The organism is Brevundimonas sp. AVps5 (assembly GCF_058681515.1).
On record NZ_CM178740.1, the window covers coordinates 2,497,612 to 2,519,871 of the forward strand.

Here is a 22,260-nt window from a genome sequence, read left to right on the forward strand (position 1 = left end):
CAACGCCCGAGGAAGCCTGAATGTCCAGCATGATGACGTCCAGCTATCGCAACCGCCGGGATCATTTCGAACCCAGCGACAATGACCCGCAGGAGCAGCGCAAGCTTCGCGGGCATCTGGAACAGATCGACTATACCGCCTTCGTCTCGAACCGGGAGGTGATCCCGCAGGTTCTGGGGCTGGGCGCCAACCACACCGAACCGGCCGCCTTCCAGAGGCTGGCCGTGGCCGCCGCCACGGCGCGGGCGCGCTGGATCGCCGAGGCGCTGAGACTGTCGGAAGCGGGCCACGCCATCGGCCCGGGCGAGGCGCAGAAGCTGACCGACATGCGCGCCATCTACGAGGAACTGTCGGAGGCCTATGAGGGCCTGCGCCGGATGGTCGAGCGGGGCTACCTGCCGTATCGCGCGGCGGAGCGTTAGTTCAGCGGCCCTGATCCAGGGGCTGGGGCGCGGTCGGAACGGGCTCGGCCGGCGCGGGCGCGGCCGGGGTCTGAGGCTCCACGCCCAGGGGGGCGGCCTCGATATAGGACCGGGGCGCGGTCTCGACCGGCGCGGACGGAACCACCACGGGCGCGGCCTGGGTCGGCGTCGGGCGGCGCGGCTGGGGGTTCACGGGAGCAAGGGCAGCAGGGGCAGCAGGAACGGGCGCGGCGCGGGTCGACGCGGGGCGTTCCACAACGGCCGAGGCCGCCTCGACCAGGGGCGTCTCTTCGAGCGACGCCGCATCGGCGACCAGAGGGGTCGGCGCCGGGGCGACGGGCTGGGGTGCCGGCAGGGTGGCCAGCCAGATGAAGCCGCCGATGACGACCAGGGCGGCGACACCCGCGACGATCGGCCAGCGGTCGCCCCGGGCCACCGTCTGCATGGCCGCGCCGACGGAGGCGTAGATCGCCGGGGTCACGACGACCGAAGGCAGTTCGCGCGGCCTGGCGGCCGGTTTCGCCTCGGTCGAGAGCGGCGGCGGCACGGTGACGGCGGGTTCCGGCGCCTCCGGCTCGATGATGATTTCCTGCGGCGCGGGCACCGCTGCGACCGGTTCGGCGACCGGTTCGAATTCGGCGACGACGGGCTCTGGCGCGACGGGTTCGGGCGCGGGGGGTTCGGTCTCGACGACCGGCTGAAACGGCGCTTCGGCCAGAACCTCGGCGGCGGAGGACGCGGCCCGGGCCTGGGGGATCATGGAGCCGGTCAGGATACCCGCGCCCGAGCCACGGACGGGACGAGCGGCCGGGGCCGGCGCGACGCGCGGCAGGGGGCCGACGCGGAACACGGGCTGGGGCGGGCGCGACCACACGATCCGGCCGCGCGAGAACGGCTCGGTCGGACGGTCTTCAGCGGGGGGGCCTGAAGGGGTCTCGGACGACATGGGACGGGTCTTAGCCGCGAACGAGGGGGGCGTCCAATGACGGAACGGTCAGGTCTTCAGACGATAGCCCGTTTTGAATATCCATCCGACGATGGCGAGGCAGGCGATCAGGAAGCCGACGGTGGCCAGAAGGCTCCACACGATCGGCACGTCGCCGGTCCCGTAGAAGCTCCAGCGGAAACCGGAGATCAGATAGACCACCGGGTTGAAGTGGGTGATCGTCCGCCACGGCTCGGGCAGCATGTGGATCGAATAGAAGGAGCCGCCGAGGAAGGTCAGGGGCGTCACCACCAGCATCGGGATGAAGTTCAGCTGCTCGAAGCTCTGGGCCCAGATGCCGATGATGAAGCCGAACAGGCTGAAGGTCGTGGCGATCAGGATCAGGATGGCCAGCATCCACACCGGATGCAGGATCTGCAGCGGCACGAACAGCGCCGCCGTGCCCAGGATGATCAGCCCCAGCACCGCCGACTTGGTGGCGGCGGCCCCGACATAGGCCAGCACGATCTCGAACGGCGACACGGGCGCACTCAGCAGCTCGTAGATGGTGCCGGTGAATTTCGGGAAGTAGATGCCGAAGGAGGCGTTGAAGATCGACTGGGTGAACAGGCTCAGCATGATCAGGCCGGGCACGATGAAGGCGCCGTAGGGGACGCCGTCGATCTCGGTCATGCGGCTGCCGATGGCCGAGCCGAAGACGACGAAATACAGGGCCGTCGTGATCACCGGGGTGACGATCGACTGCCACAGGGTGCGGATCGCCCGCGCCATTTCGAACCTGTAGATGGCCCAGACGCCATGGCCGTTGAAGGTCATGCGGCGGCTCCGGTTTCGGTCGTGGCCGGGTCGCGGTGGACCAGGCTGACGAAGATATCCTCCAGCGAACTCTGACTCGTGTTCAGATCCTTGAAGGCAATGCCGAGGTCCGACAGGCGGCGCAGCAGGGACGGCACGCCGGTCTTCCCGGCGTTGGAATCGAACACGAACTCCAGCTCGTTTCCTTCGGCGCGCAGGGTCAGGTCCCAGTCCGCGAGTTCGGGCGGCAGGGTCTCCAGCGGGTCCTGCAGGTTCAGCGTCAGGGTCTTCCTGCCCAGCTTCTTCATCAGCTCGGTCTTGTCCTGCACCAGGATCAGTTCGCCCTTGAGGATGACGCCGACCCGGTCGGCCATCTCCTCGGCCTCCTCGATATAGTGGGTGGTCAGGATGATGGTGACGCCGCTCTCGCGCAGGCGGCGGACCAGGTTCCACATGTCGCGACGCAGCTCGACGTCCACGCCGGCGGTCGGCTCGTCGAGGAACAGGATGTCGGGCTCGTGGCTCAGGGCCTTGGCGATCATGACCCGGCGCTTCATGCCGCCGGACAGGGTCATGATCTTCGCGTCCTTCTTGTCCCACAGGCTGAGGTCCTTCAGGACCTGTTCAATGTGGGCCGGGTTCGGTGCACGGCCGAACAGACCCCGGCTCAGGGTCACAGTGGCCAGCACCGTCTCGAAGGCGTCTGTGGTCAGTTCCTGGGGCACCAGGCCGATCTTCATCCGGGCCTGGCGGTAGTCCTTGCGGATATCGTGACCGTCCGCCGTGACCGTGCCCGTCGAGGGCGTGACGATGCCGCAGATGATGGAGATCATCGTCGTCTTGCCGGCGCCGTTCGGGCCCAGCAGGGCGAAGATCTCGCCCTTGCCGATCTGGAGGTCGATGGGCTTCAGCGCCTGCAGCCCGGAGGCGTAGGTCTTGCTCAGACCCTTGATGTCGATGACCGGCGGCATTCGGCGCGTCTCCCCAGCGTCCGACGCGCCGTGGCCGCAATATGGCGTCGTTCGGTCGCGGCTCAAGGCAGCGGGACGCTGACAGCCTGAATTTCCGCAGCGGGTGGCCAGCGGTCATCGGCGAGCCACCGCAATGGAAAGTCTGGTTCGCATCGACCTGTGGCGACCACAGTCGACCGCAGTTGAGCCCCCGACGAAAACGGCGGCCCCCTCTCGGGAGCCGCCGCAACATCAGGCGTGAGCAGGAATTCGGCTCCTGTTCCTCGTCGCCGTCTTCGCTTTAGTCTTCGTCCTCGATGTCGAAGTCGCCGCCTTCGCAGAGGTCGACGCCCATGACTTCTTCGGTGTCGCCATCTTCGTAGGTGGCCTGAACGTCCTGAACGCAGTCGTCGCCGACCTCGAAGGTCACTTCGACGCCTTCGCCCGGGGCGATTTCTTCGTCGAGCAGGTTGTCACCGAAATCATCGGAAGACTCGCCCGAGATGGCCAGGCCAACAATGGCCACTTCGCCGTCGTTGGTGACGGTCATCGTGGCCTGCGCCATGGCGCTGGTGCCGAACATGAGAGCGACGGCCGAAGCCGCCACGAAAAGATTGGTCTTCATGAGTGTAGTCCCCCAGGGCCGACGGGACGCCGGCGCAGTCAGAAAAAACGAAATCATGCAATTTCGTCGTCCGAACCATAGCGGTTTTCAGGGCTGCCGCCAGATGACGGCTCCTGACGATCCTCGTCCCGGCGGCTGCGGTGCAGAGATCGGTCGACGCCAGGCTGTTTGATCCGCAATCCGACGCTTTCCGCGTCCTCCGGAGAGCAGACCTGGCCGATGTCGGTTCCGGGTGGGGAGCTGACGCTCGGCTCGGCTTCCGAAGCGAACCACTCCAAAAGCCTGTCCGGGTAGAAGTCGCCCCTCGCACTGGCTTCAGCCGGTCAGCGGGGCGGGGACCTCTTTCTTGGGAAGGAAACTGCCAGCTCCGATCGGTGACGTGCTCCAAGTCGAGTCATCGGTTGAGCAAAAAGGCGGCCACGGCATCGGCTACGCCGGGTGCGAGGGGCAGGTCGGGATCTGCATACGTCGCCAGATTTTCGGCTTGGTCGGACGGGGCGACCTTCAGCACGTGATTGACGCCCTCCCACCTGACCAGCGTTGCCCGAGGCTGGGCCGCGGCCAACGCCTCGGCGTCCGTTATCCTGATCTGCAGGTCGGTCGTCCCCTGACCGATCATCACGGGGCCCTCATACTCTGCCAGCATCCCCGCCGGATCGAGCGGCAACCACGAGATCAGATACGGCTGCACCGACGCGCGGAACAACGCCGCCAGCGCCGGCGGCCCCACCGTCGTCCGCCCCGCCTCCAGTTCGCCCAGTGCCGCGAACGCCTCGCCCTTCAAAGGCTCAGGCACCGAGGCCAGCTGCTCGCGGATCACCGTCCCGGCCGGTCGTCCTGCCCCCGACAACAACACCAGCCCGCAAATCCCTTCGCCGTCTGCCGCCGCTACCTGCGCGACCAGCGCGCCTTCGCTGTGTCCGATCAGCCAGGCGCAAGGAAGCCCGCTCCGCTCGGCCGCGACCTTGGCCCAGCCCCGGGCATCGTCAGCCAGATGCTGGAACCGCAAGTCGATCTCGCTTGTCCCCGCCGCTGCGCTCTCGCCGATCCCGCGCTTGTCGTATCGCACCGTAGCGATCCCCTGCGCCGCCAACCCCTCGGCCAGCAGCCTATAGGTCGACGCGGTCACCCCCAGCGGGCTGTTACCGTTGCGGTCTGTGGGGCCCGACCCCGCGATAATCACCCCGACCGCCCGCGTCGGACCCTCCGGCGTCAGCATCGTTCCGTGCAGCGGCGCGCGCTCGCCCTGCAGGGTCACGGCCGTCTCGGTCGGGCCGGCGATCACGGCGGCCATCAGGAATGCGCTCAACATTGTCGTCTCCACCGAAAAAAGAGGTCTCAGAACGGTTGCCGATCGGGGTCGTCCCGCCACACTCGCCAGCTCTCGAACACGGTCCACACCGCCACCACCAGGGTCAGCCCGACCATGACCGGCACGCCCCACTCCGGCGGCAACACCGCCGCACCCACCAGCCCGCCAAGCCCCAGCCAGAACAGCAGCCGCCCCGCCAAACGGTTCGACCGATCCCAGGACAGCCGGCTCTTGAAGGTCCAGGGCGTTCGCACCCCGACGAACGGATTGGGACCGACCCGGCCCAACACCGCCCCCACGAAGACCAGCAGCAAACTTATGCCCGCCGTGACCCAGGCCATTTCAACCGACTCGCCGACCGCGCCGCGCAGCATCGACACGCTCATCAACGCCGTGACCCCTCCGATGGTGATCACGGTGATGAACTGGCCGATCTTCAATCCCCGGCGTCGCTGCGCGTCTTCGGAGCGATGGACCGCCAGCCCGATCCCGCCCCCGATCGCCCCGACCATGAAGGCCATGAAACCCAGCAGCCACGCCATCTCGACCCGATCGCCCCACCGATCCGGTCGCCCTGTGACGTCAAAATGCATCGGGATCGGCCCCGTCGGCCCCTCGATCGCGATCCACAGCGCCGAGGCGGCGATCACCGCCGTGGTAATCGCCGTCGCCACGTCCAGAAGCGACAGACGGGGTTGAATGCGCGTGTTCATCAGCGTGTCTCCACAGGTTTCGTTTCATTCGTCAGGGGCACCGCCGCAGCGGCCTCGCCCTTGACCCCGGCGATCTGCATCAGGAACGCCATCGCCTCCTCGACCGCCGAGATTTCCAGCCGGTAGCGGATCGACTGTCCCTCCCGTTCCGGACTGACCAGTCCGGCCTCCTTCAGCGCGTTCAGATGCCCAGTGATCGTCGGCCAGCTCATGTCGAACGCCGCTGCGATGTCGCCGGACGCCAGCGGTCCGGCCCTCAGCATCTCGATGATGCGTCGGCGCACGGGGTGCGAAAGGGCCTTGAACAGGGTGTTCATAGGCAGATCCCTAATAAGGCATTTGGCTAATATCAAGCGCTATTAGGGAGTTTCCTAAATATATATCCGACTGGAGCGGACCTCATACGAGATTGCGATGGTCGCACGCTGGCCAGGATAGCGGTGCCCAACAGGGGCCGGTTCCGACGGCTGCTATGGGTCGGACCACGACATTGGCATCAGGCCCGAAACCGGACACTCACCGCCATGTCCCGGAAGCAGACCTTCCGGACTGCGGCCAGGGGTGGATCCCCGACATGACAACGGCCCCGCTTCAGCCAGCCAGGCCGTTGTTGCGGTCGCCCAGGTCGCCCACTTTGCCCGGGTCTGGTTCGCTGCCAGCGCACGGCACAGGATCGTGGACCATTCGTCGCAGATCCCGGGCCATGGCAAGCGCCACCACGAAGGTGCAGTGTTCGATCCGAACCCGGCGTCGAACGCCGACCCTCTCCGACGAACGGAAGCATGATGACCCCGATCAGAAACCTGGCCCTTGTCTCCACAGTGCTGGCGATGCTGGCGGCATGCTCAGCCCCGGTGCCGACACCCCCCGCGGCCGAGGTCGTTGACGCGACCAACGGCACCGTGCGGGTGCGCGGCACAGTCCAGTCCGTGACGGACGGTTCGATGACGGTTCAGACCTGGGACGGCCGAACGGTCGCCGTGCCGGTTGCGGCGACCACGCGTTTTGTCTGGGTTGTGGCGTCCAGCCTTTCGACCCTCCAGGACGGCGATTTCGTCGGGACCGCGACAATGGGTCCGAAGACGGCGCTTCGTTCGCTGGAGCTGGTGATCTTTCCCGAATCGATGCGCGGCGCCGGCGAGGGTCACTATGAGTGGGACATACCGGGCGTTGTCGCATCACGCGGCGGCGGCCCGGTCGTGTCGAGTGCGATGACCAACGGCACTGTCGAGAGCCAGAGCGCGATGACCAACGGGACAGTCGAGAGCCAGAGCGCGATGACCAACGGCACGGTTGCCGGCAGTGAGGCGTCGTCCGGCGGCCGTATGCTGACCATCTCCTACGAGGGTGGCACGGCCAACGTCACGATTCCCGAGGGAACGCCGATCGTGCGTTTCGAACCGACCGAAAGGCCTTCACTGGCGGTGGGCCAGAAGGTGTATGCTGTCATCCCTCAGGGGACGACGTCGGCCGGGTTTCTGGCGATGGGCAAGGACGGTGTGACCCCGCCGATGTAGCCGGCAGGCCGTCACGGCCGGCGATCGGGCCCGTCGCCTTCGGTGCCTGCGCCTTCGAGGAGGCCCGCTTCCGGCGGACCAAGATGTTATGGCCGGACGGTCCGGCGCGTCCGCCGGGGGAACTGACCTCGTATCTGTGGTTTTCCGTCTAACGCGAGGACTGCCGATGTCGATCCGAACCCTGGTCATGGCCGCCGTCGCGGTCGTCGGCGTCAGCGCCTGCGCCACTTCCATCGCTGCCGATCAGGTCCGCGCGCCCCAGCCGGCCCGAGCGGTCGATCTGGAACGGTTCTACTCCGGCCGCTGGCTGGAAGTGGCGCGGCTGCCCATGCGGATCACCGACGGCTGCGTGGCAGCGGCCACCGAGTACACCATCGTCTCGCCGACACGCGTTGATCTGCGCGATACCTGTCGTCAGGGCGGGATCGACGGTCGCGAGCGGGCGGTCGGGGCAGCCGGGGTGATTCTGGACCCCGGCTTCAATGCAAAGCTCCGGGCACCCTACTTCGCCGGCTTCGTCACCTGGGAGTATTGGGTGCTGGACCACGCCGAGGACTACAGCTGGTTCATCTCGGCCGATCCGAAGTTCGACAAGCTGTGGATCTATACCCGCACCCCGCCGTCGGACGCCGCGCTGGCGGCGCTGGTCGAGCGCGCGCGGGCGCTGGGGTATGATGTCAGCCGCCTCGAATTCCCCGCCGTCTAGGAAACATCCGATGATGCACCGCCCGCTCCTGCTCGCCGTCTGCGCCTCCGCCCTGACGCTCGCGGCCTGCGGAAGCGGGCCGGTGGCACCCGAGGGCTCGACCTACGGCGCCCGACCGACCCTGGTCGATCCGCACAGGACCCTGTTGGCACCGACGGTGAATATCGCGCCGGCGGTGGGGTGGGCCGACGGTGTCATGCCGACCGCGCCGCAGGGATTCCGGGTCCAGGCCTTCGCCAGCGGGCTGGATCACCCGCGCTGGCTCTACGCCTTGCCGAACGGCGACATCCTGGTCGCCGAGACCAATGCGCCGCCGAAGCCCGAAGGGAAGTCCGGCGGCATTCGCGGCTGGGTGACGGGGCTGGTGATGAAGCGCGCGGGCGCAGCGCCGCCGAGCCCAAACCGCATCATCCTGCTGCGCGATGCGGACGGCGACGGGGTGGCGGAGACGAAGTCGACCTTCCTTGAAAACCTGACCTCGCCGTTCGGCATGGCCCTGGTCGGGGACCGGCTGTTCGTCGCCAATGCCGACGCCGTCGTCGCCTTCCCCTATCAGGCGGGTCAGACGCAGATCACCGCACCCGCGACGACGATCGCCGACCTGCCCGCGGGCCGGAACCACCACTGGACCAAGAGTCTGGTCGCCTCGGCCGACGGGACGAAGCTCTATGTCGGCATCGGGTCGAATTCGAACATCGGCGAAAACGGGATGGACGAGGAGGAAGGCCGCGCCGCGATCCACGAGATCGACATCGCCACGGGAGCGCAGCGGGTCTTCGCCTCGGGCCTGCGCAATCCGGTCGGCCTGGCCTGGCAGCCGGACAGTCGCGCCCTTTGGGTCGCGGTCAATGAACGGGACGAGCTCGGCAACGATCTGGTACCCGACTATATGACCTCGGTGCGGGACGGCGGCTTCTACGGCTGGCCATTCAGCTATTACGGCCAGACGGTCGATACGCGGGTGCAGCCCCAGGACCCGGCGAAAGTCGCCTCGGCCCTCGCCCCCGACTATGCTCTGGGGGCCCACACGGCGTCGCTGGGCCTGACGTTCTACGAAGGGACCGCCTTCCCCGCCGCCTACAACCACGGGGCCTTCGTGGGTCAGCACGGGTCGTGGAACCGCGAACCGAAGGCCGGATACAAGGTGATCTTCGTGCCCTTCGCCAACGGCGTCCCGAGTGGCGCGCCGCAGGACTTCCTGACCGGCTTCCTCAACGACGAGGGCGAGGCCATGGGCCGGCCGGTCGGCGTGCAGGTCGATCGGCTGGGGGCCCTGCTGGTCGCCGACGATGTGGGCAACGTCATCTGGCGGGTCGGGCCGACACGCTGATCGCCCGCCGACTGTAGAATGCCCCCGGCGCGAACCGGGGGCTTTTTTTCATGCGCCGCGGGTCAGTTCAGCAGGCCCGCCGGATCGCGCCTCGCCTCGCGCCTTCCCCTGCGGCGCCGACGCAAAGGCGCCACGCCCGGGCGGAAACGGCGCCGACCACCGTTGCGGATTCGCCAGCCGGTTGACCCCGTCTCGCCGGTTGTTCATCACCGGTCTGACTTACGCCTGCATACGGAGCGACTGCGACCATGGGTTTGGCAGCCAACATCCGACGCGATCTCAAATTCGCGGCCGGTCTGCGTCGGCTGCTGAAGCGCATCAAGCCGATCGCTCTCGATAGCGACGTGCTGGTCTGCGACGACTTCGAGGAAGCCGTCGACAAGTTTTCCGACAATATCGCGCTCGAGGACGAGCATCGGTCGCTGACCTATCGCGACCTCGACGGCATGGCGAACCGCTATGCCCACTGGGCCCGCAGCCGGAACCTGAGACGGACCGACGTGATCGGCCTGGTGATGACCAACCGGGCGGAGTACATCGCCGCCTGGATGGGGTTCTCGAAGGCCGGGATCGCCACAGCCCTGATCAACACCAACCTGACCGGGCAAGCGCTGGCCCACTGCCTCAACATCGCCGGCGTCGCCGTGGTCGTGGCCGACGAGGAGACCTGGCGGAAGTGTGAGGAGGCCCGGCCCTTCGTCTCCCGCACCATGATGCTGTGGGTCCTGGGCCTGAAGGAGGCCGACGAGGTGTCCGAGCGGCGCGGTCTCGACAATGCGGTGCGCAGCGGGTCCTCGGTGCGACCGACCCGCGCCATCCGCGACGGCATCACCAACCGCGACACCGCCATCTATATCTACACCTCCGGCACCACCGGCCTGCCGAAGGCGGCGCGCATCCCGCACTCGCGGGCGCGAACCTATATGCGCGCCTTCGCCGGCTGCACCGAATCGACGCCGACGGACCGGATCTTCAACGTCCTGCCGTTGTATCACTCGACCGGGGGTCTGGTCGGCGTGGGCCCTGCCCTGCTGAACGGCGGCCGGCTGATTCTGAGGCGCAAATTCTCGGCCTCCAGCTTCTGGAACGACGTGAACACGTCCGGCGCGACCATGTTCGTCTATATCGGCGAGCTGTGCCGCTATCTGGTCAACTGCCCGCCTCAGGACGGCGAGCGCGGACACAAGATCCGTCTGGCCTTCGGCAACGGCCTGCGTCCCGATGTCTGGCCGGACTTCCAGTCGCGGTTCGCCATCCCGCAGATTCTGGAGTTCTACGGATCGACGGAGGGCAATGTCTCGCTGTTCAACTTCGACGGCAAACAGGGTGCCATCGGCCGGGTACCGAAATTCCTCAAGAAGCAGATCAACATCCGTCTGGTCGCCTTCGACGTCGATACCGAAGAACCGATCCGCAACGCCAACGGCTTCGTCAGCGAGGCGTCGGTCGGCGAGATCGGTGAGGCGATCGGCAAGATCGGCGACGACATTCGCCACAACTTCTCCGGATATGCCGACAAGGCCGCCTCCGAGAAGAAGATCCTGACCGACGTCTTCGTGCGCGGGGATCGCTGGTTCCGCACCGGCGACCTGATGCGTCAGGATTCCGAGGGCTATTTCTACTTCATCGACCGAATCGGCGACACCTTCCGCTGGAAGGGCGAGAACGTCTCGACCGCCGAGGTCGAGCAGCGGCTGGTCGATGCGCCGGGCGTAAAGGAAGTCATCGCCTATGGCGTCCCCGTGCCTGGGGCAGAGGGCAAGGCGGGCATGGTCACTCTGGTGGTCGAGGGTCGGTTCTCGGCCAGGGACTTCGCCGCCTGGGCCGACGAACAGCTGCCGCCCTATGCCCGGCCGGTCTTCGTGCGCCTGGCCAAGACGCTGGAGACGACCGGGACGTTCAAATACCGTAAGGTCGATCTGGTCACCGAGGGTTTCGATCCGGCGAGGATCGACGGTCAGGTCTACGTGCGGGGCGGGAAGTCCGGCTACACCAGGCTGACCGGCGAGGGGTTCGCCGCGATCCAGAGCGGCCAAAACCGCCTGTAGTCCTCCCCATCGGCGGAGGAATAAGCGGCCGTTAATCATTAACGGCGAAGGTCGCCGTCTCTGCTCCCGGGGACGTCGGACCGCTTCATGTTTCAGATCATCGGTATTGTCGTGCTGTTCGGCATGGTGTTCGGCGGCTACACGATTGCGGGCGGCAAGATGGGAGTCATCCTCCACTCGCTGCCCTACGAGATGATGATGATTGGCGGCGCCGCGGTGGCTGCTCTGCTGATTGCCAATGCCCCATCGACAGTGAAGGGCGTGGCAGGCGGTTTCGGCCGTGCGTTCGCCGGACCGAAATGGAAGAAGCAGGATTACAAGGATCTCCTCAGCCTGCTGTTCGCCTTGACCAAGACGATGAAGTCCAAGGGTGTCATCGCCCTGGAAAGCCATATCGAGAAGCCGGGCGAATCCACGATTTTCCAGAAATATCCCAAGGTGATGAAGGACCATTTCGCCACCGACTTCATCTGCGACACCCTGCGGATGATGACGATGAACCTGGAGGATCCTCACCAGATCGAGGATGCGATGGAAAAGCAGCTTGAGAAGCACCACCATGAGGCACTGGAGCCGGCGCATGCGCTTCAGAACATGGCCGACGCCCTGCCTGCCCTCGGCATCGTCGCGGCCGTTCTGGGTGTGATCAAGACGATGGCGGCCATCACGGAACCACCGGAAGTCCTGGGCGGAATGATCGGCGGGGCGCTGGTCGGAACCTTCCTCGGCGTGTTCCTGGCCTATGGACTGGTCGGTCCGCTGGCCACACGGCTGACAGGGGTCATCAACGGCGATGCCGCCTTCTACAAGATCATCCAGTCGGTGCTGGTCGCCCACCTGCACGGCAACGCCGCCCAGATCTCGGTGGAGATCGGCCGCGGCGACATCCCTTCGTCCGCCCAGCCCTCGTTCGCCGAAATGGAAGAGCATCTCTCGGCGAACCCTGCCGAGGCCTGATCCCGTTTTTCGCAGGTTTGATGCTCTCCCGGATGGCCTGAAAACCCGGGAACACGGACGATCACGAACGCGTGAGATTTCGCTTGCGAATCCGCTCACGATCCCGTTATCTCCCTGATGGAGAGGTCTGATGACCCCTCTCAAAAAAACCCCCTAGGAGGATAACCCCATGCGCATCGTTGCCCTGATTGCCGCTTCGGCCGCCGCTCTGGCCCTGGCCGCCTGCCAACCCGCCGCTGAAGAAAAAGCCGCTGACGCCGCGACCGACGCCGCCGCCGCCGCCGACACCGCCACGGACGCTGCTGCGACCGCCGACGCTGCCGCCACGGACGCTGCCGCCGCCGCCGGCGCGATGGCTCCTGCCGCCGACGCCGCCATGGCCCCGGCCGCCGACGCCGCAATGGCCCCGGCCGCTACTGCTGCCCCGGCCGCTGAGAAGCCGGCTGCCCACTAAGTCCTGACGGACCTGGTATCGGACGGAGTTCGCTCCGTCTGACGGAAAGGGATCGCCTCCGGGCGGTCCCTTTTTTCGTGCCTGCGACGGGTCAGGCCGCCTATAGACCCCGCGATGACCGACTCGGATGATCGCGACCCGCATTTGGTCTGGACCGAAGACGGAGAGCCGCGCTCCGGCCGCTTCGGGGACGTCTATTTCTCCGCCGGAGACGGGCTGGCCGAGACGCGTGCGGTCTTCCTGGCCGGTTGCGACCTGCCGAACGCATGGGCGGGCCGGCGGGACTTCACGGTCGCCGAACTCGGCTTCGGCAGCGGGCTGAACATCGCCGCCCTGCTCGACCTGTGGTGGCACCATCGCCCCGAAGGCGGGCGGCTGCACATCTTCTCCATCGAGGGCTTTCCGCTGGACGCCGGTCAGGCCCGCCGCGCCCTGTCCGCCTGGCCCGAAATTGGTGAGGCGACGGCGGCGCTCGTCGATCGCTGGCCCACCGCGACGCCGGGCTTCCACCGCATCGACCTGCCGGAGTTCCACGCCGTTCTGGATCTGGCCGTGGGCGAGGCGGAGTGGGCGCTGGCTCAGTGGACAGGCCGCGCCGACGCCTGGTTCCTCGACGGGTTCGCGCCCTCGGTGAACCCGGGCATGTGGTCTGCAGCCGTCTTCGACCTGATCGCCGAAAAGTCGGTGCCCGACGCCCGCGTCGCGACCTTCACTGTCGCCGGCGTGGTCCGGCGGGCACTGGGCGAGCGCGGTTTCGTCGTCGAGAAACGCCCCGGCCATGGTCGGAAGCGCGAGCGGCTCGAGGCGCGCCGGACCGGCGATCCGGGCCCCGTGCTCCTTCCCCGCCCGGTGATCATCATCGGCGCAGGCATCGCCGGGGCCGCCACGGCGCAAGCCCTGACGGCGGCAGGCCTGGCTCCCGTGGTGATCGAGGCGACCGTTGCGGGCGCGGGCGCGTCCGGCTTTCCCGCTGCCCTGGTGACTCCGCGCTTCGATCTCGGCGACGGGGCGGTGGCCACCCTGTTCGCCCAGGCGCTGGAGCGTGCCGAGGCCCTCTACAGCCCCCTGACCGGCGCCGTCGTCGCGCGCGGCGTCCTTCAACTCGCAGGAACCGGGCGTGACGCGCGACGCTTCGAGCGTATCGCAAACCACCCGGCCTGGGTTGACGGCGTAATGACACTGACGGACGACGCCCAGGCCTCACGCCTCGCCGGCGAGCCGGTCGAGGGCCCGGGCCTGCACATGGCCTCCGCCTTCGTCGTCGCACCGCATGTGATCCTGTCGGCCTGGCTCAGCCGCGATACTGTGCGACCCGGCGCGGCGGCCCTCCTGGAGCCGCATGCGGGGGGATGGCGGGTTCTCGACGAAGCGGGCGCCGTGCTGGCGGAGGCGGAGATCGTCGTTCTCTGCGCGGGGGCCGGCTCGGCCGCCCTCGCCCCGGACCTGCCCCTGACGCCCGTGCGCGGCCAGGCCGAATGGGTGGAAACGAGCGAGGAGCCCGACGCCGTCGCCTGGGGCGGCTATCTCGCGCCGATCGGAGCCGGTTTCCTGTTCGGGGCCACGCACGACCGGGGCGATACCGGGACGGAGGTTCGTCGGGCCGATACGGAGCGTAACCTCGCCGCCCTGGCCGCCAGGTTGCCGCGTCTCGCCGCAGGCGTGGAACCGACCGCCGTCCGCTCGCGCGCCGCGACCAGGGCGACCACCCGCGACCGCCTGCCGGTCGCCGGCCCCCTGCCCGGTCAGCCCGGCCTGTTCATCCTCGGCGGCCTCGGATCGCGGGGCTTCTGTCTCGCGCCCTTGCTGGGCGAACATGTCGCCGCCCTGATCTCCGGCCTGCCCTCGCCCCTGCCCTCCGATGTCGCCGACAGGATCAAGCCCTCGCGAGCGGCCCTTGCGCCCGGCGCAAGGCAGGAGGACGGTCGCAGCGCCTAGTTCGAAAGAGGAGACCTGCCATGCGCCGATCGACCGCGGTTCTCATCGCCCTGTCCGGCGTCGCAGGCTGCGCGCCCACCGACGGCGCCGCACCGGGGTCGCAGATCGCCACCCGCGACGGCGGCGCCCGTCAATGCTTCGATCCCGACCGTGTCATCAACTTCCGTCAGGGAGACCGGCAACGCCTCTATCTGCGCGTGCTGGGCGGAGGTGTCTTCCAGGTAGGGGCTTCCGGCTGCTTCGATCTGGGCACGACCAATGCCATGGCCATCAGCCCCTCGGCAGGGATCAGCGACCGCCTGTGCGTGGGCGACAGCGCGCGGATCACCATCCTCAGTCCCTCAAGCCTTCAGGGACCGTGTTTCGCCCGTATCGAACGCTCGCTGACCGAGGCCGAGAGCGAGGCCTTGCCGGGGCGTGATCGCCCCTGAGTCAGGCCTTCTGGGCATAGCCGAGGCGCTGGTTCAGCTTCTCGATCAGATCGATGGCCGTGTCGGCGATGACCGAGCCGGGCGGGTAGACGGCGGCGGCGCCCATGTCGATCAGGGTCTGGACATCGCCCGGCGGGATGACGCCGCCGACCGTGATCATGATGTCGGGGCGGCCCAACTTCTCCAGCTCGGCCTTGAGCGCCGGGACCAGCGTCAAGTGACCGGCTGCCAGGGACGAGGCCCCCACCACATGGACATTGTTGGCCACAGCGTCCCGCGCGGCCTCCGCCGGCGTCTGGAACAGGGGACCGGCGACGGCGTCGAGGCCGAGGTCGCCATAGGCCGTTGCGACGACCTTCTGGCCCCGGTCGTGGCCGTCCTGGCCCAGTTTGGCGATCAGGATGCGTGGCGGGCCACCGTCGTTCTCGACGAAGGCGGCGACCATGTCGCGGGCGCGGGAGATCTTCGGGTCCTTGCCGGCCTCACGGGCGTAGACGCCGGAGACCGTCTTGACCGTGGCGACGTGGCGACCGAAGGCGGCCTCCAGGGCGTCGGACATCTCGCCGACGGTGGCGTGGGCGCGGCCGGCGCGGACGCAGAGTTCCAGCAAATTCTCCGAGCCCCTTGCCCCCGCGGTCAACGCGTCCAGCGCGGCCTGGGTCTTCGCCTCATCGCGTTCGGCGCGGAGGCGTTTCAGTTTCTCGATCTGGGCTGACAGGACGGCGGCGTTGTCGACCTTCAGCACCGGGATGTCGTCGGGGGTGTCGTTGAGATAGCGGTTCACGCCGACGACGGATTGCTGACCCGTATCGATGCGGGCCTGGGTTCTGGCAGCGGCTTCCTCGATCCTTAGCTTTGGCAGGCCGGCCTCGATGGCCCTGGCCATGCCGCCCAGTTCGCGCACCTCGGCCATGTGGGCGCGGGCCCGCTCGGCCAGTTCGTGGGTCAGGCGTTCGACGAAGAAGCTCCCGCCCCAGGGGTCGATGACCTTCGTCAGACCGGTCTCCAGCTGCAGCAACAGCTGGGTATTGCGCGCGATCCGGGCCGAGAAATCCGTCGGCAGGGCCAGGGCTTCATCCAGCGAATTGGTGTGCAGGGACTGGGTCTGGCCGCCCGCCGCGGCCATGGCCTCGACCATGGTGCGGGGCACATTGTTGAACACGTCCTGGGCGGCCAACGACCAGCCGGAGGTCTGGCAGTGGGCGCGCAGGGACAGGCTGCGTTGGTCCATCGGCGCGAACTCGGCCTGGACCGCCTCAGCCCACAGGAGGCGGCCGGCGCGGAGCTTCGCCACCTCCATGAAATAGTCCATGCCGATGGCCCAGAAGAAGCTCAGGCGCGGCGCGAACCGGTCGACGTCCATGCCCGCCGCCACCCCGGCGCGGATATACTCCAGCCCGTCTGACAGGGTGTAGGCCAGCTCCAGGTCGGCGGAGGCTCCCGCCTCCTGCATATGGTAGCCGCTGATCGAGATGGAGTTGAACTTCGGCGTCTCCTGCGCCGTCCAGGCGAAGATATCGGCGATGATCCGCATCGAGGGCCCGGGCGGATAGATGTAGGTGTTCCGGACCATGAACTCCTTGAGGATGTCGTTCTGGATGGTCCCGGTCAGGGCGGCGTGGGCCACGCCCTGTTCCTCGGCCGCCACGACATAGAGGGCCAGGATCGGCAGGACCGCGCCGTTCATGGTCATCGACACCGACATCTGGTCCAGCGGGATGCCGTCGAACAGGGTCCGCATGTCGAGGATGGAATCGATGGCGACACCCGCCATGCCGACGTCGCCGGCGACGCGCGGATGGTCGGAATCGTAGCCCCTATGGGTGGCGAGGTCGAAGGCGATCGACAGCCCCTTCTGACCGGCGGCGAGGTTGCGGCGATAGAAGGCGTTGGAGGCCTCTGCGGTGGAGAAGCCGGCGTATTGGCGGATGGTCCAGGGGTTGGACGCATACATGGTCGGATAGGGACCGCGCACGAACGGCGCGAAGCCGGGAAGGCCGTCGGTGAAGCTCAGGTCGGCGATGGCCTCGGGCCCATAGGCGGAGGCGATGTCGATGCCCTCCGGCGTGCGGATCGATGCGCGGTCGAGGGCACCGTCGAGCGGCGACAAGTCGAGCTTCGCTTTGGTGAAATCGGGTGTGGTCATGCTGCGGCCTCCGCTTCGAAGGCTTCGGCCCAGCGGAGGGGTGGAAGGGGCGGGCAGCGGTCGCCGTCCGTGGTCGCAGCCGATGCGGTCGAGGGTTCGACCGAAACCGCCCGCACATCCGCGTCGACGAATTTCGTGACCCCGACCCTCTGGCCGCCGCCTTCGGACAGGGCGGCCTTGCCGGCCGCGCGGGAGGCGGCGATGCGCTGCTGGAGCGCGCCGCCGCGCAGGGAGGCGACGATGCCGCCCTCGCGCTCGATGCGCTGGAACTCGGCCCAGCCGGCTTCGGCGAGATCGCGGGTGCGGTGATCAAGATACCAGGACCCTGCCGCAGGATCAGCGACGCGGCCGATGTGGGCCTCTTCCATCAGGATCAGCTGAGTGTTGCGGGCCTGACGACGGGCGGAGGCGTCGGGACGGCCGATTGCGCGGCTGAAGCCGTCCAGCACCACGGCGTCGGCGCCGCCGACGGCGCCGGCGAAACCGGCGGCCGTCAGGCGCAGCAGGTTGGGCCAGGGATCTCTGGCCGCCAGCATGCGGCGCGAGGAACGGGCCTCGATCCGGGCGGGGGTGTCGTACCCGAAGGCCGTGGAAATGGAGCGCCAGATCAGGCGGAGGGCGCGGACCTTGGCCAGGCTGTCGAAATATTCGGCGTCGACGCTGACGCCGAGAACCGTGCCAGCCAGCGCCCGTCCGACCGGCAGGCCGGCCTCGACGGCGGCGTTCAGACAGGCGACGGCGGCGGCGGCGGCAAAGCCGAGTTCCTGGCCGTGTGACCCGCCGGCCTCGTGGGCGGCACGGCCCGTGGCGAGAAAGAAGGTGGCGTCGGCATAGGCACCGGCGTGGCGGGCTGCGGTGTTGGCGGCGAGGCTGAGGTGTTCCTCGATCGCGCGGGGCGATCCGCCGGTCGCGGCGAAGGCGGTCAGCGGATCCAGGTGGAACATCAGTTTCGCGCGCGGCGAACCCTTGGCGACGACGGCCAGGGCATTGGCGGCATCGGGCCCGGCCAGACCCGCGTCCAGCGCGACCGGGGCCAGCTCCAGCGCCACGCCGTTCAGCGCCCGGCCGAGCGGCTCGGAATCCGCCAGGATCGATCCCGACAGGATGACAGAGGCGGCACCGCCTTCGAGGTCGGCGAGGACCGCCGCATTGACGGCCTCGGGCTCATCGCCCTCGACCTGGGTGCGCAGATCCCAGGCCCGGCCGTCGGCGTCGGAGGTCCGGGGCGCGAACACCGCCCCGGTCGCATTGGCGCGGCCGTACAGCGGGCGGGTGGTCAGGTGGTCGGCGTCGAGATGGACCAGCGCCTCGACCGGCCGGCCCTTCAGCGCCTTCTCCGCCTCGGCGCGCCAGTCGGCGGGCGACGGAATCGGGAAAGGCTGGGACATGCGGGCTCCGGCGGGGTTCACGCGCCGTATTGCTACTCCAGGCGGCGGGCGTCCAGCCGGTCGATCCAGGATGCGGCCTCCAGAACACCGTTCGAAGCATCCGAAGCGTCCGGAAAGACCGGATCATTTGGTTGACGCCGTCAGCCCCGGCAAAGGAAAAGGCCCCGGCGTTTCCGCCGGGGCCCTCTTCAAATCTGTAAGGCGTGAAACGCTTACGCTTCTTCGCTCTTGTCGGCCGAGCCGGTGACCGGGACGACGGCGCCCTTGGCGGGGCGGACGGTCTGGCGTTCGGCGATACGGGCCGACTTGCCGCGACGGTCGCGCAGGTAATACAGCTTGGCGCGCCGGACGACGCCGCGACGCTTGACCTCGATCGACTCGATGTTCGGCGACAGGATCGGGAAGACGCGCTCGACGCCCTCGCCGAAGGAGATTTTCCGGACGGTGAAGTTCTCGTTCACGCCACCGCCGGCGCGGGCGATGCAGACGCCTTCGAAGGCCTGAACGCGCTCGCGCTCGCCTTCCTTGATCTTGACGCTGACGCGAAGCGTGTCGCCGGGCTGGAAGTTCGGGATCGCACGAACTGCAACCAGACGGGCTTTTTCTTCCGCTTCGAGCGTCTGAAGGATGTTGGCCATAGTCTATTCTCCTCGGGCTTTTTCGCCCTTTAGCTTTGATTTGGCGGAAGGTTCCGCAGGTCTTGTTTCCAGATGCGCCGCCCACAGATCGGGCCGTCGCTCCCGGGTCGTGATTTCCCTTTGCGCCTGACGCCAGGCCGCCATCTTGCGATGGTCGCCGGACAACAGGATCTCCGGGATGTCGATCCCCTCGAACGTCCGCGGTCGCGTGTACTGCGGATGCTCCAGAAGACCGTCCTCGAAGCTTTCGGAACTCAGGCTTTCGGCCTGGCCCAGAACGCCGGGGATCAGTCGTACGCACGCCTCGATCACCACCATCGCCGCCGCCTCGCCACCGGCCAGGACCGCGTCTCCGACGGAGACCTCCTCGAACCCGCGGGCGTCGAGCACCCGCTGGTCCACCCCCTCGAACCGGCCGCAGAGAACGACGACGCCGTCCGCTTTGGCCCACTCTTTCACTCGCGCCTGCGTCAGGGGTCGACCGCGTGCGCTCATGTACAAAAGCGGCCGGGGCGACCCTGTCAGGCTGTCGAGAGCCCGGGCCACCACGTCCGCTTTGAGTACCTGTCCGGGGCCGCCACCCGCGGGGGTGTCGTCCAGGAAGCCGCGCTTATCTTCGGAAAAGTCGCGAATGTCCAGCGTTTGCAGGTCCCACAGCCCCTTCTCGCGCCAGGCCGTGCCGATCAGCGACACGCCGAGCGGCCCGGGAAAGGCCTCGGGGAACATGGTCAGGACGGTGGCGGTGAAGGGCATGGGGCGCGATCTAGCGCGCAATCGCCCGTTCGTCTCCTCCCTGTCGCGCAGCGATGGGGAGGTGGCAGCGAGCCCTTCGCGAGCTGACGGAGGGGGCGACACCGGCTTACCGGCTGGCCCTCACCTGACGCGTCGCCTCGCCCCCTCCGTCACGGCGCTGAAGGAGCGCCGCGCCACCTCCCCATGCTTCGCACGGGGAGGAGAGGGGTTGAGGTTACGCCTTCGCCGCGATGCCCGTCTCGGCGAGCCATTCCAGGATCTTGCCCTTGGGCATGGCGCCGACCTTGAGCGAGGCCATCTGGCCGTCCTTGAACAGCATCAGGGTCGGGATGCCCTTCACGCCCAGTTTGGACGGGGTCATGGGGCTGTCGTCGATGTTGATCTTGGCGATGGTGACCTGGCCGCCGAGTTCGTCGGAGATCTGCTCCAGGGCCGGGCCGATCTGCTTGCAGGGGCCGCACCACTCCGCCCAGAAGTCCACCAGCACGGGGGTGGACGATTTCAGGACGTCGGCGTCGAAGCTCTCGTCGGTGACCTTGACCGTGGCCATAGGGGGTATCTCCTCAAGGGCGGCGTCGGCGCGCCCGGTGTTCTGTTGGTTGGAGATGTGGGGCGATTCTGGGGGAAATCAACGGAGGCCTCGTCCGCCCCACGTCTCACAAATAATTCGGAGCCCGCAAACGCGCTTGTCCGATTGAGCCTCCCTGTTCGACGCCACATGATGGGCGGGTTGGAAAGACTCACAACCCCTACCATGACGCATTCCCTTGATCGCTTGTCCGACAGAGAGCGGGACCTCCTGACGCTTCTTGCCCAAGGTCATACCGCCAAGACGATCGCCAGAAGCCGGGCCCTGTCCGTCAATGTCGTGAACGAGCATCTGCGCTCGGCGCGTCGCAAGACAGACGCGCCCAGCAGCCGCGAACTCGCCCGCATCGTCGCCGCCGAAGCGACGGCTGTCCCACAAGAAAATGGGGACAAGTTATTCGGGATTGAACGCCCGGCCATATCCACCGATCGACGTCTCCAGCGGGGCGTTGCGATCGGCGCAAGGACCGCCTCGAACACCTGGAGATTTGCGATGATCCTTGCCGTTCTGATCGCGGCCGGCGTGCTCGCCTACCAGACCAGCCAGACCGAGGCGTCCCGCCTGGGCGACGGCGCGTCTCAGGCCTCGACTGCGTCGGCCCCACCGGACCTTATCTACCAGGTTACCTTCCTGAAAAACGGCGAGTACCTTGCGTCTCCGACAGTTGTCGGCCAGTTCGGGCGCGAGGTTCGCGTCGAGATTCCGGACACTCTTCGCGTCGTGATGATCGCCGAGTTGCCCGGAGAGGACGGCAGGTCACATACCTCAGTGCAGATGTGGGTATTCGCCGACGGTGCCTGGGGGCACTTCAAGGCGATGTCGGCGGATTTCCCCCTGACCGCCACACCCTCGTTCGAACATTCAGCGGAAGGCACGCCCTATCGGTTCGTGGTTCGGCCTCGCCTGATCGTGCCCGCCGCCGGCTAAACGTCACCGCAGCCCCGCCAACGCCTCATCCATCAACCCCTGCGGCATCAGCTTCGGCCCGTCCGTCCAGACCAGCGCCGCCTCCACCGGGCGATCCGGATACAGCCGCGCCAGCACCGCAACATAGGTGGCCATCTGGGCGACGTAGGCGGGGTCGGCGTTCTCGATGCGGTCGGGGGCGGGGCGGTTGGTCTTGTAGTCGACGACCCCGACCCGGTCGGGGGTGACGACCAGACGGTCCGGCCGGCCGTCGATGATCACGCTGACGGCGTCCCTCGCCTCACATTGAAGACAGCGTTGAAATCCCTGTCGCCGCGATCACAATGCTGATCGTGACCAGTATGATCATCCTTATGGATTCATTTTTGGCACCACGGCCTCGCTCACGATAGATCTTGATAGTGAAGCCCAGCCCCAGAACGGGCCCTGCCAGCAGGAGGGCGACCGTCATGTATCGGGCTGGTGTCGAGAAACCCAAGCCGATCAGCGAGAACACAATCAGCAAATAGACGGCCAGAGCCGCCATGCTGATCGCGCCAAGATCAGCCGATCCTAAAAGGCTCCGGAGTCTCATCGCCCTGATTCCCAATGAACGCCGTCGAATATCGCCAGAGCCGCCATCGCGCAGCGCCTCCCGCGCTACGTAGCTGTACACACGGAACGCGTCTGATCAAGTCA

The 22,260-nt window shown here is 67.5% G+C and carries 23 protein-coding genes and 1 pseudogene; 10 read left to right on the forward strand and 14 right to left on the reverse strand.

Annotated features, from left to right (window positions below; translation table 11 throughout):
• Positions 1-20 precede the first annotated feature (20 nt).
• Positions 21-422, forward strand: a complete 402-nt coding sequence (locus tag ACW18A_RS12665; RefSeq protein WP_492022076.1) for a hypothetical protein — start codon at positions 21-23, stop codon at positions 420-422.
• A gap of 1 nt (position 423) precedes the next feature.
• Here ACW18A_RS12665 and ACW18A_RS12670 read toward each other — a convergent pair whose 3' ends face one another.
• From ACW18A_RS12670 to ACW18A_RS12700, 7 genes are all read right to left on the reverse strand, one after another.
• Positions 424-1,368, reverse strand: coding sequence for a hypothetical protein (locus ACW18A_RS12670; RefSeq protein ID WP_492022077.1), 945 nt, complete (start codon positions 1,366-1,368; stop codon positions 424-426).
• 48 nt (positions 1,369-1,416) lie between these two features.
• Positions 1,417-2,184, reverse strand: a complete 768-nt coding sequence (locus ACW18A_RS12675; protein ID WP_492022078.1) for an ABC transporter permease — start codon at positions 2,182-2,184, stop codon at positions 1,417-1,419.
• Positions 2,181-3,134, reverse strand: a complete 954-nt coding sequence (locus tag ACW18A_RS12680; RefSeq protein ID WP_492022079.1) for an ABC transporter ATP-binding protein — start codon at positions 3,132-3,134, stop codon at positions 2,181-2,183. Before ACW18A_RS12680 ends, ACW18A_RS12675 begins: the two co-directional genes overlap by 4 nt.
• 280 nt (positions 3,135-3,414) lie before the next feature.
• A complete protein-coding gene (locus tag ACW18A_RS12685; RefSeq protein WP_492022080.1) occupies positions 3,415-3,738 on the reverse strand; it encodes a hypothetical protein in 324 nt (107 codons plus the stop codon).
• Between the two features lie 394 nt (positions 3,739-4,132).
• Entirely contained in the window at positions 4,133-5,050 is a 918-nt protein-coding gene (locus ACW18A_RS12690) for an alpha/beta hydrolase (RefSeq protein ID WP_492022081.1), read from the reverse strand.
• Positions 5,051-5,076: 26 nt separating this feature from the next.
• Positions 5,077-5,763 carry an SdpI family protein gene (locus tag ACW18A_RS12695; protein ID WP_492022082.1) on the reverse strand — a complete coding sequence of 229 codons (687 nt, stop codon included), beginning with the start codon at positions 5,761-5,763 and terminating at the stop codon, positions 5,077-5,079.
• Entirely contained in the window at positions 5,763-6,080 is a 318-nt protein-coding gene (locus ACW18A_RS12700; protein ID WP_492022083.1) for a metalloregulator ArsR/SmtB family transcription factor, read from the reverse strand. The genes ACW18A_RS12695 and ACW18A_RS12700 overlap by 1 nt, the downstream gene beginning before the upstream one ends.
• A gap of 465 nt (positions 6,081-6,545) precedes the next feature.
• On the opposite strand from ACW18A_RS12700, the gene ACW18A_RS12705 reads away from it, so the two are divergent.
• From ACW18A_RS12705 to ACW18A_RS12740, 8 genes are all read left to right on the forward strand, one after another.
• Positions 6,546-7,280: a hypothetical protein gene (locus ACW18A_RS12705; protein ID WP_492022084.1), complete on the forward strand. Its 735-nt coding sequence runs from the start codon at positions 6,546-6,548 to the stop codon at positions 7,278-7,280.
• A gap of 166 nt (positions 7,281-7,446) precedes the next feature.
• Positions 7,447-7,986 carry a lipocalin family protein gene (locus ACW18A_RS12710; RefSeq protein ID WP_492022085.1) on the forward strand — a complete coding sequence of 180 codons (540 nt, stop codon included), beginning with the start codon at positions 7,447-7,449 and terminating at the stop codon, positions 7,984-7,986.
• Positions 7,987-7,996: 10 nt separating this feature from the next.
• Positions 7,997-9,316 carry a PQQ-dependent sugar dehydrogenase gene (locus ACW18A_RS12715; RefSeq protein WP_492022086.1) on the forward strand — a complete coding sequence of 440 codons (1,320 nt, stop codon included), beginning with the start codon at positions 7,997-7,999 and terminating at the stop codon, positions 9,314-9,316.
• Positions 9,317-9,564: 248 nt separating this feature from the next.
• The gene (locus ACW18A_RS12720; protein WP_492022087.1) at positions 9,565-11,364 is read left to right on the forward strand and encodes a long-chain-acyl-CoA synthetase; all 1,800 of its coding nucleotides are present in this window, start codon (positions 9,565-9,567) and stop codon (positions 11,362-11,364) included.
• 87 nt (positions 11,365-11,451) lie between these two features.
• A complete protein-coding gene (motA, locus tag ACW18A_RS12725; RefSeq protein WP_492022088.1) occupies positions 11,452-12,321 on the forward strand; it encodes a flagellar motor stator protein MotA in 870 nt (289 codons plus the stop codon).
• A 169-nt stretch (positions 12,322-12,490) separates the two neighbouring features.
• Complete coding sequence (locus ACW18A_RS12730; protein ID WP_492022089.1) at positions 12,491-12,775, forward strand: hypothetical protein; 285 nt, start codon at positions 12,491-12,493, stop codon at positions 12,773-12,775.
• A gap of 114 nt (positions 12,776-12,889) precedes the next feature.
• Entirely contained in the window at positions 12,890-14,710 is a 1,821-nt protein-coding gene (gene mnmC1, locus ACW18A_RS12735; RefSeq protein WP_492022090.1) for an FAD-dependent 5-carboxymethylaminomethyl-2-thiouridine(34) oxidoreductase MnmC1, read from the forward strand.
• Positions 14,711-14,730: 20 nt separating this feature from the next.
• Positions 14,731-15,141: a hypothetical protein gene (locus tag ACW18A_RS12740; RefSeq protein WP_492022091.1), complete on the forward strand. Its 411-nt coding sequence runs from the start codon at positions 14,731-14,733 to the stop codon at positions 15,139-15,141.
• Between the two features lies 1 nt (position 15,142).
• Here the strand turns inward: ACW18A_RS12740 and scpA are convergent, their stop codons facing one another.
• The 5 genes from scpA to trxA all read right to left on the reverse strand — a co-directional run bounded on the left by scpA (position 15,143) and on the right by trxA (position 20,616).
• Positions 15,143-17,287, reverse strand: a complete 2,145-nt coding sequence (gene scpA / locus ACW18A_RS12745; protein WP_492022092.1) for a methylmalonyl-CoA mutase — start codon at positions 17,285-17,287, stop codon at positions 15,143-15,145.
• On the reverse strand, positions 17,284-18,675 hold the full coding sequence (locus ACW18A_RS12750; protein ID WP_492022093.1) for a methylmalonyl-CoA mutase family protein: 1,392 nt from the start codon (positions 18,673-18,675) through the stop codon (positions 17,284-17,286). The genes scpA and ACW18A_RS12750 overlap by 4 nt, the downstream gene beginning before the upstream one ends.
• Before the next feature lie 212 nt (positions 18,676-18,887).
• Positions 18,888-19,313, reverse strand: a complete 426-nt coding sequence (gene rplS, locus ACW18A_RS12755) for a 50S ribosomal protein L19 (protein ID WP_492022094.1) — start codon at positions 19,311-19,313, stop codon at positions 18,888-18,890.
• 3 nt (positions 19,314-19,316) lie between these two features.
• On the reverse strand, positions 19,317-20,066 hold the full coding sequence (gene trmD, locus ACW18A_RS12760) for a tRNA (guanosine(37)-N1)-methyltransferase TrmD (RefSeq protein WP_492022095.1): 750 nt from the start codon (positions 20,064-20,066) through the stop codon (positions 19,317-19,319).
• 214 nt (positions 20,067-20,280) lie between these two features.
• Positions 20,281-20,616, reverse strand: coding sequence for a thioredoxin (gene trxA / locus ACW18A_RS12765; protein WP_298163590.1), 336 nt, complete (start codon positions 20,614-20,616; stop codon positions 20,281-20,283).
• A 180-nt stretch (positions 20,617-20,796) separates the two neighbouring features.
• Between trxA and ACW18A_RS12770 the strand changes: the two genes are divergently transcribed.
• A complete protein-coding gene (locus ACW18A_RS12770) occupies positions 20,797-21,582 on the forward strand; it encodes a helix-turn-helix domain-containing protein (protein ID WP_492022096.1) in 786 nt (261 codons plus the stop codon).
• A 3-nt stretch (positions 21,583-21,585) separates the two neighbouring features.
• Here the strand turns inward: ACW18A_RS12770 and ACW18A_RS12775 are convergent.
• Both ACW18A_RS12775 and ACW18A_RS12780 read right to left on the reverse strand, forming a co-directional pair.
• A pseudogene (locus ACW18A_RS12775) lies at positions 21,586-21,837 on the reverse strand (PD-(D/E)XK nuclease family protein); the annotation flags it as partial.
• 25 nt (positions 21,838-21,862) lie between these two features.
• Complete coding sequence (locus ACW18A_RS12780; protein ID WP_492022097.1) at positions 21,863-22,108, reverse strand: hypothetical protein; 246 nt, start codon at positions 22,106-22,108, stop codon at positions 21,863-21,865.
• Positions 22,109-22,260: the final 152 nt, after the last annotated feature.

What these genes read in the sequence shown, in the direction of transcription:
- ACW18A_RS12665 (WP_492022076.1), top strand. Translation starts at nt 21, where the DNA reads ATGTCCAGCATGATGACGTCCAGCTATCGCAACCGCCGGGATCATTTC.
- ACW18A_RS12670 (WP_492022077.1), bottom strand. Translation starts at nt 1,368, where the DNA reads ATGTCGTCCGAGACCCCTTCAGGCCCCCCCGCTGAAGACCGTCCGACC.
- ACW18A_RS12675 (WP_492022078.1), bottom strand. Translation starts at nt 2,184, where the DNA reads ATGACCTTCAACGGCCATGGCGTCTGGGCCATCTACAGGTTCGAAATG.
- ACW18A_RS12680 (WP_492022079.1), bottom strand. Translation starts at nt 3,134, where the DNA reads ATGCCGCCGGTCATCGACATCAAGGGTCTGAGCAAGACCTACGCCTCC.
- ACW18A_RS12685 (WP_492022080.1), bottom strand. Translation starts at nt 3,738, where the DNA reads ATGAAGACCAATCTTTTCGTGGCGGCTTCGGCCGTCGCTCTCATGTTC.
- ACW18A_RS12690 (WP_492022081.1), bottom strand. Translation starts at nt 5,050, where the DNA reads ATGTTGAGCGCATTCCTGATGGCCGCCGTGATCGCCGGCCCGACCGAG.
- ACW18A_RS12695 (WP_492022082.1), bottom strand. Translation starts at nt 5,763, where the DNA reads ATGAACACGCGCATTCAACCCCGTCTGTCGCTTCTGGACGTGGCGACG.
- ACW18A_RS12700 (WP_492022083.1), bottom strand. Translation starts at nt 6,080, where the DNA reads ATGAACACCCTGTTCAAGGCCCTTTCGCACCCCGTGCGCCGACGCATC.
- ACW18A_RS12705 (WP_492022084.1), top strand. Translation starts at nt 6,546, where the DNA reads ATGATGACCCCGATCAGAAACCTGGCCCTTGTCTCCACAGTGCTGGCG.
- ACW18A_RS12710 (WP_492022085.1), top strand. Translation starts at nt 7,447, where the DNA reads ATGTCGATCCGAACCCTGGTCATGGCCGCCGTCGCGGTCGTCGGCGTC.
- ACW18A_RS12715 (WP_492022086.1), top strand. Translation starts at nt 7,997, where the DNA reads ATGATGCACCGCCCGCTCCTGCTCGCCGTCTGCGCCTCCGCCCTGACG.
- ACW18A_RS12720 (WP_492022087.1), top strand. Translation starts at nt 9,565, where the DNA reads ATGGGTTTGGCAGCCAACATCCGACGCGATCTCAAATTCGCGGCCGGT.
- motA (WP_492022088.1), top strand. Translation starts at nt 11,452, where the DNA reads ATGTTTCAGATCATCGGTATTGTCGTGCTGTTCGGCATGGTGTTCGGC.
- ACW18A_RS12730 (WP_492022089.1), top strand. Translation starts at nt 12,491, where the DNA reads ATGCGCATCGTTGCCCTGATTGCCGCTTCGGCCGCCGCTCTGGCCCTG.
- mnmC1 (WP_492022090.1), top strand. Translation starts at nt 12,890, where the DNA reads ATGACCGACTCGGATGATCGCGACCCGCATTTGGTCTGGACCGAAGAC.
- ACW18A_RS12740 (WP_492022091.1), top strand. Translation starts at nt 14,731, where the DNA reads ATGCGCCGATCGACCGCGGTTCTCATCGCCCTGTCCGGCGTCGCAGGC.
- scpA (WP_492022092.1), bottom strand. Translation starts at nt 17,287, where the DNA reads ATGACCACACCCGATTTCACCAAAGCGAAGCTCGACTTGTCGCCGCTC.
- ACW18A_RS12750 (WP_492022093.1), bottom strand. Translation starts at nt 18,675, where the DNA reads ATGTCCCAGCCTTTCCCGATTCCGTCGCCCGCCGACTGGCGCGCCGAG.
- rplS (WP_492022094.1), bottom strand. Translation starts at nt 19,313, where the DNA reads ATGGCCAACATCCTTCAGACGCTCGAAGCGGAAGAAAAAGCCCGTCTG.
- trmD (WP_492022095.1), bottom strand. Translation starts at nt 20,066, where the DNA reads ATGCCCTTCACCGCCACCGTCCTGACCATGTTCCCCGAGGCCTTTCCC.
- trxA (WP_298163590.1), bottom strand. Translation starts at nt 20,616, where the DNA reads ATGGCCACGGTCAAGGTCACCGACGAGAGCTTCGACGCCGACGTCCTG.
- ACW18A_RS12780 (WP_492022097.1), bottom strand. Translation starts at nt 22,108, where the DNA reads ATGGCGGCTCTGGCCGTCTATTTGCTGATTGTGTTCTCGCTGATCGGC.